The following is a 10,776-nucleotide window of genomic DNA, read 5'->3' as shown; positions in this document are numbered from 1 at the left end:
CAACAAAACCTCAAACCCAACACTTAACACTTGATACCCTTAAATCACAGCCACTCTACTACGAGAATATCTTTCATCCATGGCAATTTTATGGTATGAAATCCCCATGGTAGCTTTTCTAAAGTGATATCATGTGTTTCTCTTTGCACCTGTAATAACCAATGACCATCTCGTGTTCGTAATGATCCTTGTCTACACAGATAGGAAGCTCTAAATCCATCTGGAGATAGATTTTTCCATTTTGGACCTCTTCCTATCACAGCTGTCAATAATCCTTCAGAAATTTCTTTTTCTTCTTCGGACAATTCAATAGGAGATACAACGGTATCCATATCAAAACCACACAATAGTTTATTTAGTGGCAAAGCGCCTTCAAACAACTCTTGATCATTTGTATCACACAAATACTGTAAAGCACAAATTGCCTTGTTATGAGTTACTTCATCAATAAAACTCTTTTCCTTCATAACTCCTAAATTCTGGAAAAAGCGTTCTAAAAATGGCCAGAACAATACCAATCCTGCATTTTGTATGGATATAAAATCCGTATCATCAAAAGGCGAAGACAGCTGTTCTGATATCATGGACGTAGGTTTTGATCCTATGCGCTTTAATTCTTTCTGCAGTCCTTTCACACTAATTGCTAAAGGCTTCAACAGAATATTTATATCCGTCTCTTGTATGGTTTGCTTTGACGTGTTATTCAAATCAGTAAGCAACTGTGTTAATTGTTTCAAGATTTCTGCTGATAACTGATCAAAAAACGGATGGTTGACTACAATTGATAATTGCTTAAAAAAAGTTTTCCAAACATCGTATTCAGGAAATAGCTGCTTGCAAGAAGCTACCAAACCTTTGATCTTATAAACATACTCAGTATTAGCTCTAAGGATATCTTCTTTATTATTAATTCCGAGGTCTAAAAACACTTCTTTTGTACACTCTTTTTCAAATAAAAAAGTAGTACCTGTCATATGATGTTTTAAAAAAGCAATCTTCCAAAAGCTCTGTTCTGTTTTCTTACCTTTTATACTATATTCCCTATGAATTTTACTTTGAATACTGTCTTTAATTTTTAAAATATGAGCAGATGAAAGTTCTGTAATCAACTCAAAAGAAGTGAGTAATTGATTCTCTGTACTCGCGTATATAAAACGCTGTAAATATTGAATATTCCATTGTAATTCCTTTAACAGCTTTACGAAAGCTCCACTTGGATTTTTCAGTAATTGTGCTAAGTGTTCCTGAAAATCATTTTTATTTCCTTGTTTTGACCACCAAGGCAGCATTCCTGTTTTTAGATAATGAACTACTGCTCTTAGAGATGTTTCTTCAATAGCGTGACCATTTTTTTGTCTTTCTGAAACTTCTTCGGATTGTTGATATTCTGCTAGTTCTTCCTGTAACTTTTCCTTAAAAACGGTTTCGAAATCTTCTAATGACACTTTTCCTAAATCTAGCGTTAACTGATCAATCTGAATCGGAACTTCTGATAAATTCGCTTGGCTAAGCACACGATCCATCACGCTTGTTAATTCATTTCTGCACAACGAACTCAATTCTTGTTGTACCTTCGATGTATCCAAATGTTTAGGCACATGAATTTCTAAAATTTGCTTATTGATACTATGTATTTGCTGTGCCATGATCCGTTGTATTATCCGTTTTGAATTTCAGTAAGGAAACGTTGATAGGCATGATCAAATTCTTGCATCTCCTCTTGATCCAACCACTGAATATTTGTTCTGATATGAACAGGTGTTTCTTCTCGAATGGTCAAAGCGATGAATTTTTTAAAATCACTGTCCTGATATTGTTCTACCCATGTTGGCAACATAAATGTTAGTTGTAACGAATAAGGATCTTGAACGATATCAGTAGTCATCCATCGACCTACTTCTTCATCCTCTACAAAAGGCACTTCAATTTCAAAACCGTCATTATTAATTGATATTACTTTATGTACTCCGTTATAATTCGTTGTTCGTGTAATTTCTATAGCATCTCCAACTTGTAAAGAATGTACTCCGATTTGACAAAAAGTATGATTCGAATTTGTTGATTCAATAAAACGTTGAACAGCAGCTGATCGTAAATAATATCGCATATCGTGCGTGCGTTTCCAAGTAGCTCCTGATTCAGATTCCTGAAAAGGTGCTTTTATCTCAAAAAAGTCATCTCCTACTGCTAGCACAGTGTAGATGCCATTATAATCAATATTGTTTGTAATCTCTACTTCTTCACCTGGTAATAAGTTATGATTTCCGACAATACATCGTGTAAACTCCTTTGTAATAGCTATCTCAAATTTTGTAATAGAAGCAGAACTATAGCTTGAAATAAAGGGATATGGATAGGATTTTCTAGATCGAAGTAAAATATGCTCTATCATATGAAACCCAGAAGTATCTCCATCTCCCAGATTTCTACGACTATAATCTTCGATCCCTATTTTTAAGGCGATTCTTTTTTCTAGGCCAGAAATATTCTCTGTATTCCAAAGATCATTTTTGATATCATATCCTTTTGCTTTACATCCACTAACAACAGGATATTCCTTTAAGAATCGTGCTTTGTCTTTAATCAGTTTTTTATCCGAAGTATTTTGATCATCAGTTGTATCTTTTAATACCATTCCATAAGAAGTAAACTTCTCTCCAAATCGAGCCAACAAATGATTGAGAAACTTATTTTTTCGTAATAATCCAGTTGAAGTATCAGCAGTCATTTCTTTCAAATAAGAAGTGTAGCTCTCCTTATTACCTATCAAGTCGGACATCCCTGGTACACAATCCAATAAGTCTTGATTAAAATAAGTACTGCTATTTTCGCCATCAAAACTCATAATATTTTTAAAATTTGCTAACTGTGAGAGGTAATTAGCAACTACTTGCTCAAAAAACAATAAATACCCACTTAACTGTTTTGCCTGTGCTTTTCTTGTAGCAGAAGCGCTCTCAGGTAATCCTATTTCTCCGATACCATAATTCATCGGAAATTGATTTTGAATAGGGTAATATTGTTCTAAATTTGCTGCTTGTGTTTCGGGTAAGACAATATCTTTTTCCTGAAGTATTAATGTCCTTGATCCTTCCTCAGTCCTTTTTTGATTATATATCCTTTTGATTTGCTCGGTATCAACACTTACTGTAAGTCCTTTGGATGTAAATGATAATTGTGATAATGTGCCATCTATATCCAAAATAGGCGTTTTGGAAGTATCTAATGGTAATAACCAATTCTTTATGGTATTGGTTCCAGTAGCAAGAGCGAGCTTATCTATTACCAAAATCCCTGGTTGGTCCATAATTTCTTTAATTACATCTGAAGTTTGGATTTCTTCTTTGCGATATGCACGTACTAGATCCTTATCTTCTATAAAACCATGATATAATCTGGGACCGTCAAAAATTTCGTCAGTGGTTTTTCCTTTTTCCAATTGTTGTTGTAATGTGTAAAAAGGAATACGTGGAGAAAAATGAGAACCTACACGATGCAGCATATTTGCGACAAGTTCATTAACATCATCTACGGTGTCAGAAATTTCAATGACACCCTGTAATCGCACTCCTTGGGTGTCTAATAATTTTATCTCTTCAAAATCTTCACAGATCGAACGACAGGCGTATAATTTCTCTCGAACTGCAGCAATTATTCTACTACCAGGAATATCAAACAATCCATCCTTTTCTATAAAAACACGAAATAATCCTTTGGGAGTGATAGTTCCAAACTCATTTGTTTTTTTAGGAATTACCTTTTCTACCCATGCATTTTTAACACCTTCTACATCAATCACCATCTTGCGAATATCCAAAAGTGTTACCGGATTGGTGGTCAAAATAGTAGCTGGGCTATACAAACTATCATAAGTATTTGTGCGATGGCTTCCTAACAAATCCTGAATATCAAACTCCATTCGATAGGCCAGATCCGTAATTGCATAACATACTTGTTCTAAAATGGTAATCCCTGGATCATGGATATTATGATCTGTCCAGGTATCTCCTGCCATCTTTTGGATTAATTGCATTCCTTCTGCTCTAAGGAATTCATAGCTCAACGCACTGTCTTTTGGTACTTCTCTAGGTATGGTGATGTTATCTGTCATTGCAAAAGGTAATTATTGTTCGTATTTTCCAAAAAGGATATCTATTTATTAATAAGGATTTTGAAAAGCTTATAATTTCATGATGTATGCTAATACAAAGTACGGAGGACGGTTTTCGTGAGGAGTACTGCCACCTGCGGATTTTAAATCTGCTTTGGCAGTATTAATAGAAATATCTGTTTTATTCTTCTGAATTGTTCCAAAATTATTTAAGGCAAACTCTTTACCAGCACCAGGATTATTATCCATTGTATCAGTAGTATCCCTACCAGTAAACCTAACCAATCCATTAAAACTTCCATGATTATGATTATGACCAGGATCAGTTATATTATGTTTATGCCCTTTATCTAAGTGGGTATGACTTGGCATTTGTGCTTCAGTAAGAGTTACTTCTCTTGCCCCTCCTTTTTCACCAATTTGGTATTCTGGATTATTCTTTTCCATTCCTACAATAAATCTCCCTGATAAATCTGGTGTATTATTGGTTCCATCACACAACACCCAACCTTTGGGAATATCTTGTCCAGACCACATAGAAATCAATCCTTTTGGTAAACGCGTATCTACATACCTCTTTACTGCTTTTTGTGTAGCAAGTTTATCATGACTGGTAGCTGTATTATCAAGTTCTTCGTTATCTGAAATATTAGATGCTTTCAGGTTTCCATCTACTTGCAAAGTGCCTTTTACAGCAACTCCTTCTTTTTTAGAAACCTTAAAAATAGTGGTGGGTGTACTAGTGGTATCCGTTATAGATACTAATGGAGCAGTATCCTTTCCTTCTACTGTTAATTTTGAAATAGGTTCAATAGTTCCTATCCCTACATTGCCTTCTCCTGATTTAATGAATAACTTACTCTGCCCAGTAGCATCTTTGATATTAAATCCAGGTTGATTGCTATTGGGGGCATCAGAATTTACTCTAGGGTTTAGGTTGATGGACCATTGTGGATTGTCATCTGCAAAGCTTTCATAGAGATCCAACACTTCTTGCGTACCCACTCGCTCTCCTTCTGCTTGCACGGATAAAGGATTTCCTTGTACCTTAGCAATCCCATCTTCTGCTTGGTTCAATCCTGCCTCTATAAAATCCGAAAACTCTTCTTGTGTGGGTTTATCATTAATCTTAAAAAACCCTTTAAGCTCCGTTCTATTTTTCTTGTTGATTTCCACTTTTTCTATTTTTTTTAGGATGTTAACTCTTCTATAATTGCTACAATCTTTTCTTTCTAGTTTATAATTTCATAATATATGCCAATGCGAAATACGGTGGACGGTTCTCATGAGGTTGATTGCTTCCAGTCTTATTGGTATTAAAGGAATGCCTATGCTTACCTGCAGGTTGGGTAGTTCTGGTGAATGCTTTGTAATAATCATTAGAACTTCCTGTACCAGATCCATCTCCTCGTTTAGCTGCCCCCGTAAAATTATGTGCGTGTTCGCCAGCTTCTCCAGTGGTTCCTGAATGACTATGTGATGGTAATTGGCCTGTTGTTAAACTAACTTCTTCTTTTCCTCCTGTTTTTCCAATCTGATATTCTGAATTTCCTTTGTCAAAACCAACAATAAACCTACCGGATAAGTTGGGAGTATCTTGACTGCCATCACATAATGCCCACCCTACAGGAATACTACTTATATTTCCGGACCACATCACAATCACTCCTTTTGGCATACGTGTATCCACATAGGTTTTTACTGCCTTTTGGGTAGGAATCTTATCATGGTTAGCTCCTTCTTTATCTAAATCTACACTAGCAGAAATATTCTCTGCCTTTAATTTTTTTACAGTCATATCTCCTTCTACCGATACCGCTCCCAGAATACGAGTGCCACCATTAGCGATAATATCTAGTCTTCTGGTTGCGGGATCACTATTCGTTGATTTTCCAAATATGGTTAGAGCAGTGGAGCCTACCTCAATCTTCGCAGAATCCTTATGCTCATTCGTATTATCACCTCCAAAAAGGATGGTATCTTCAGCAATTTGCATTGCACTGATAGGCTTATCCGATCTTGTGTTTCCTTTTACTGTTAAAGGTGCTACAGGTTCTATAGTTCCAATTCCAACAGCACCTTCTCCTGATTTGATAAACAAGCGACTTTGTCCTGTTGCATCTTTGATATTAAATCCAGGTTGATTACTCGATGGTTCTTCAGTGTTTACTCTTGGGTTCAGATTGATGGACCATTGTGGATTATCATCTGCAAAGCTTTCATAGAGATCTAATACTTCTTGCGCGCCAATTCGTTCTCCTTCTGCTTGTACGGATAGCGGATTACCTTGTACTTTTGCTATCCCATCTTCCGCTTGATTAAGACCTGCTTCTATAAAATCTGCAAACTCCTCTTGAGTAGGTTTATCATTAATCTTAAAATATTCTTTGAGTTCTGTTCTGTTTCTTTTGTTGATTTCCATTGGATTATTTTTTATTACTTTATTTCAAGATTTTAACTTACTATAAAGTCTTTACTGATTTCCATATAGTTGATTCCTTCAAAGCTATCTTCTTCAAACCCATTTTCATTGACGACATAGACTTCGTGTATCTGTGCTGCAACCATAATCATATCGGGTTTTGATGGTGTTACTATCGACTTTCCATCATTCAGACTTCGTACATCGGTAAATGTCTTTCCATCTTCACTCTGAAATAATTTTAGATTGGCTACATAATCAATATAAGGTCGTTCTGCAATGAAATTGATAATCACACTAGCATGGAGTGATCCTCCGATTTGAATGTCACTATCCTCTCCATATGCCCAAGGTGACATAAATCGTTTGATTTCTTCTATCAACTTGTTTTTGTAAAAATCCTCATCATATCCAGGATAAAATTTCACCACACACTCTGTAGAGACTTGTAGGTAAAAAGGATTCGAAACCGAGACTTCTGCATAGGTAGGAGTCAGTTTTTCTATATATGAGTTTATCTCTATAAGTGTATCCGCTGCTACTTTTGGAGCGAAAGGATTAAAGGGTAATTTTCCTTTGATATCAGGAACTACGATTACATCTACTCCTCCAATTCGATCAGAAGATGGAAGACATTTGGCCTTATAAATCTCAGGGAATCGATGTAATATCATATGCTCATAATCCCACATGGTCAGTGCTCTGTTTTTGTGTCGCAATCGTTCGCTAATTCGCTTATATAATGCATCTCCTTTTTCTTTTGGTTTTCCTTTGCTAGAGGTAAATGGTTGTGTGATTTTTGCTACCTCAGGTATCTGATTTAGTGCTTCTGTGATGGTATCAATTGGCAAAGGATTTTCGAAATGCCCTGGAGCTACCGTTTCGTTAGCTAAAGTTGCACTAATAACCTGAGTACAAATATCAATAGTGTCGGATACTCCTTCAATATTTCTAAAGGCAGAGATCTTAATCCAGTGTAAATGCGATGGCATTATGGTACCTCCTTGTGTAGCATCATCTGGTATTTTGATTTTTACAACACCTGTATTCACCAACCCATTGGTATCATCTTGTACCAAATCAGAAGGTGTCAATGCTATCCATTCATTATTGCGCAAATAACTCCACTGTACTGTTGGTTTTTCTATTTCAGGATCTGCACTTCCTTCTGCCATTTGAAATAAAATCGATAGGATCTGAGGCGTACTTACCTCAGCTATTCCCAGATATAATGCTCCTTCATCTTTATATACTGGAATCAACGTTGCTCGGTTTCCAGGTTGTATGGCATCGTATCCAAAAGGATGTATATGAAATACTTCATTTTCATGAGTACTATTCCCTCTATCTGATATGATACTTTCACAAGCAGTATAGGAAACTCCAAGTCTTTTTAATCTAGGTTGATAAGGTGGATTAATCTTAAGATTTTTAATCTCTGTTTTCTCTGATAGTGCCTGTTTTATGGATAAGGTGTTAAATACTGAATGCTGAAAGTTTGTTGGAGTTAATTCTACTCTAAAATAACGATCCCAAAGTAATGCTTCTTCTTCATCAGTCTGTATTCCAAACCGTTCCTTATATTGAAAGTCTGGACTATGATCTTTTATTCTTGTTGGTATATTGTCGATCGATACGATGTTATCCTGATCAAAAAGTGGAAATCCAACCGCTACATTATTACCTTCTTCATCTTTTGTTTTTGTAGAAAGTAATAACTCTGCATTGCGATCATGTAAAAACACGTCTGCTTTAAAATCATTATCATTTTCGATAATGGCAGCATCAAATCCTAACTTTTGATCTATCAGTTCAGCAAGTTGTTCTTTAGTTAGTGCAGCGAGTTCTTCCTCTGTATGATCCGCCTGAATCAGCCAATAATTTTTGTAATAGTCCACAAAAGATTTAGGAGGTTTGATCCACTCTAAATGCAATTTTAAATCTTTAATGCGCTTCTGTGATATTTCGTCATTTGCAATATAAAAACTGGTTCCAATTTCTGGTTGAAAACCAAAAGGCTCAAATGGTTTATTCGTATCTATAGTTCCTTGATCGTTCTCTACAATTGTATGTTGCATTTCCCTAACATCAATACGAATATGGACTTTTCGCATTGCTAAATTCACCAAATCTTGATAACTGCTTCGAATGTTACTTTGATCATTAGGTTCTTCCGGAAAAGAATTTAAGATACATATCATAGTAGGATGATCGGAAGCAATAAAACGTTTATTCGGAGATTGAAACGCTGTAACTGGAAGCTCATTATCTAGAAGTTCTACTTCAATTTTTAGCGCATTTAGATATACTTGATCTTTAGTATATTTCTGAGCACTTTCTATAAATTCTTCAAGACGTCCTACTTCTTTAACCTCAACTATTTTTGCTTCTTTAAGACTAATAATCTCATAAATTTTTTGAGTAGTATCTACAATATAATCTCCAATATCTGTGATACTAAAATTAGCAGTACCGATTCTGGTAATCGTTTGATCGTTTATTTCGATATTCAGATTATTTTCCAAAGCTGCTCCTACATAATTCCCTAAAGAATATTTTACTATATCTGGAGTAAACCATTGTTGTTCACTACTTAGATAAGTTTTGAAAGGGTCGTTTTTATCAAAAAATGATTGTAAATCTCTAACTTTCTGATCGTTAAGATTCAGATCTAATAATACTTCTATTGTACGTTTTCCGTCTTTGAGTAATAATGTTGGTGAGCTAATCGCAAAACCAATCTCTGAAGGCTTTAAAGAATGATCTGCTATTGCGGACTCTCTATTACCAAAGGTTTTAAATCTTTTACTTTCTTCTTCTTCATCATATTGGCTAAAAAGAAATTCTTTGGCATCAGAGGTATCATAAATATCGGATAACTTTTCGATTTCAGGAGAAGGAATTATCACGGAACGTAGCTGCCGTTCTGAAAATTCTAAAATACGATATGCTCTATTCTTATCCTCTTCAGAAACCGATGCGTTAGCGCCCGTTTGTATAATATGGATAAAGTCTTGCTTTCTTAGCAGTAATTCTACCTCAACATATTCCAATGCTTTTTCTGCTCTATCATCTGAAGCCTGCAAATCTTCGAATACCTTTTCTAAGGAAACTGTCTGACCATTGTATAAAGGCAAGGAATCTCCTGGGTTTGGACTTCCATACACTTTCTTTAACATCGAATCGAATCCGTTGGTATTGTGTAATTGCTTTAAACTTTGTTGTCTTTGATGAACAATTTTTCTTTTATATGCCTGATCTAACAATTCATATACTGGTTCCCAGTCCGTTGGAATCCCTTCTTTTTCTTCTTGACGCTTTAAAAAGATACCATCAAATTGATCTCTTTCTAAAAACAGTGTTTTATTTACATAAGTTATTGCAGCGGTATTTTCATTTTTTACCGCTTCCTGTAATTGAAAAATATCTTTTATTTGTTCTGCGGGAAAATCTGGAAGTACATCTCCTGGATTAGGGTGTCCTAAAGCCATTTCCATCATATCTACAAAAGCTGCATCTTTAGTTTTTCCTCGCTCTCGATGTACTTTTCTGATCGTTAACACATCTTTTGATACAAAAACACTTTTTATTTGTGCTATTTGAGCTTTACTAATTATAGTATCTTCATTGGTGACATACTGCAATTCGTTTCCTTCTGCATCTTCTCCCGCTTGCAACCTTGTTCCTTTTTGCACTTCCAGATATTCCGTATTCTCTTCTAATTCTAAAAGTACATTGACCACATCGGGTACTGCTTCTTTTGGATGTAGTCCTAAGTATTTTCTAAAATAAAAATCCAAATGCTTTTCAGTAAGTCCGTTCATTTTAGACTTTACATGATTCATTAACTTAAGAAATGTCATAAACAACACCACATGTGGTTTGGATAATTTCGCTTTCTTTTCAGGGTTATTATAAAACAATTCTGGATTTTCAACATATGCTGCTAGTTCCTTTGCCCAATGTCTTTGTTGTATTCTTCTTTCTTCTGGTGAGTTTTGCTTAAAAATATTAGGTTCATCTATAAGAAATGACTCCCAAGTACCAGTTGGTTTATTTTGTTCATCAAAAAATTGAAGCTCTTTGGCTAACCGTTGTGCTTCTATAACCAATTCTTCTATACTACGATCTTCGATAGGCACATAATCGGTATGTAAGGCATCCGAATTACGATCTTTTTGACTGGTTCCATCTCTAAGGAGAATGTTATCTAAATTTTGAATAGTATTCATCACTTTTTACA

The 10,776-nt window shown here is 35.2% G+C and carries 5 protein-coding genes; all 5 read right to left on the bottom strand.

The genetic code is table 11. The features are described from left to right. Positions 1 to 44: 44 nt before the first annotated feature. Positions 45 to 1,646, bottom strand: coding sequence for a contractile injection system tape measure protein (locus tag GBO31_RS16350; protein ID WP_219009430.1), 1,602 nt, complete (start codon positions 1,644 to 1,646; stop codon positions 45 to 47). Positions 1,647 to 1,657: 11 nt separating this feature from the next. Further along, complete coding sequence (locus GBO31_RS16345; protein ID WP_219009429.1) at positions 1,658 to 4,111, bottom strand: hypothetical protein; 2,454 nt, start codon at positions 4,109 to 4,111, stop codon at positions 1,658 to 1,660. Between the two features lie 69 nt (positions 4,112 to 4,180). Then, on the bottom strand, positions 4,181 to 5,287 hold the full coding sequence (locus GBO31_RS16340; RefSeq protein ID WP_219009428.1) for a hypothetical protein: 1,107 nt from the start codon (positions 5,285 to 5,287) through the stop codon (positions 4,181 to 4,183). Positions 5,288 to 5,348: 61 nt separating this feature from the next. Next, positions 5,349 to 6,533, bottom strand: coding sequence for a phage baseplate protein (locus tag GBO31_RS16335; protein WP_219009427.1), 1,185 nt, complete (start codon positions 6,531 to 6,533; stop codon positions 5,349 to 5,351). 32 nt (positions 6,534 to 6,565) lie between these two features. After that, complete coding sequence (locus tag GBO31_RS16330) at positions 6,566 to 10,765, bottom strand: baseplate J/gp47 family protein (RefSeq protein WP_219009426.1); 4,200 nt, start codon at positions 10,763 to 10,765, stop codon at positions 6,566 to 6,568. Positions 10,766 to 10,776: the final 11 nt, after the last annotated feature.

Origin of the sequence: Aquimarina litoralis, assembly GCF_019295435.1 — a bacterium.
GTDB classification, from domain to species: domain Bacteria; phylum Bacteroidota; class Bacteroidia; order Flavobacteriales; family Flavobacteriaceae; genus Aquimarina; species Aquimarina litoralis_A.
The sequence above is the reverse complement of the archived record's forward strand: the minus strand, read 5'-3'. Positions and strand labels throughout refer to the sequence as shown.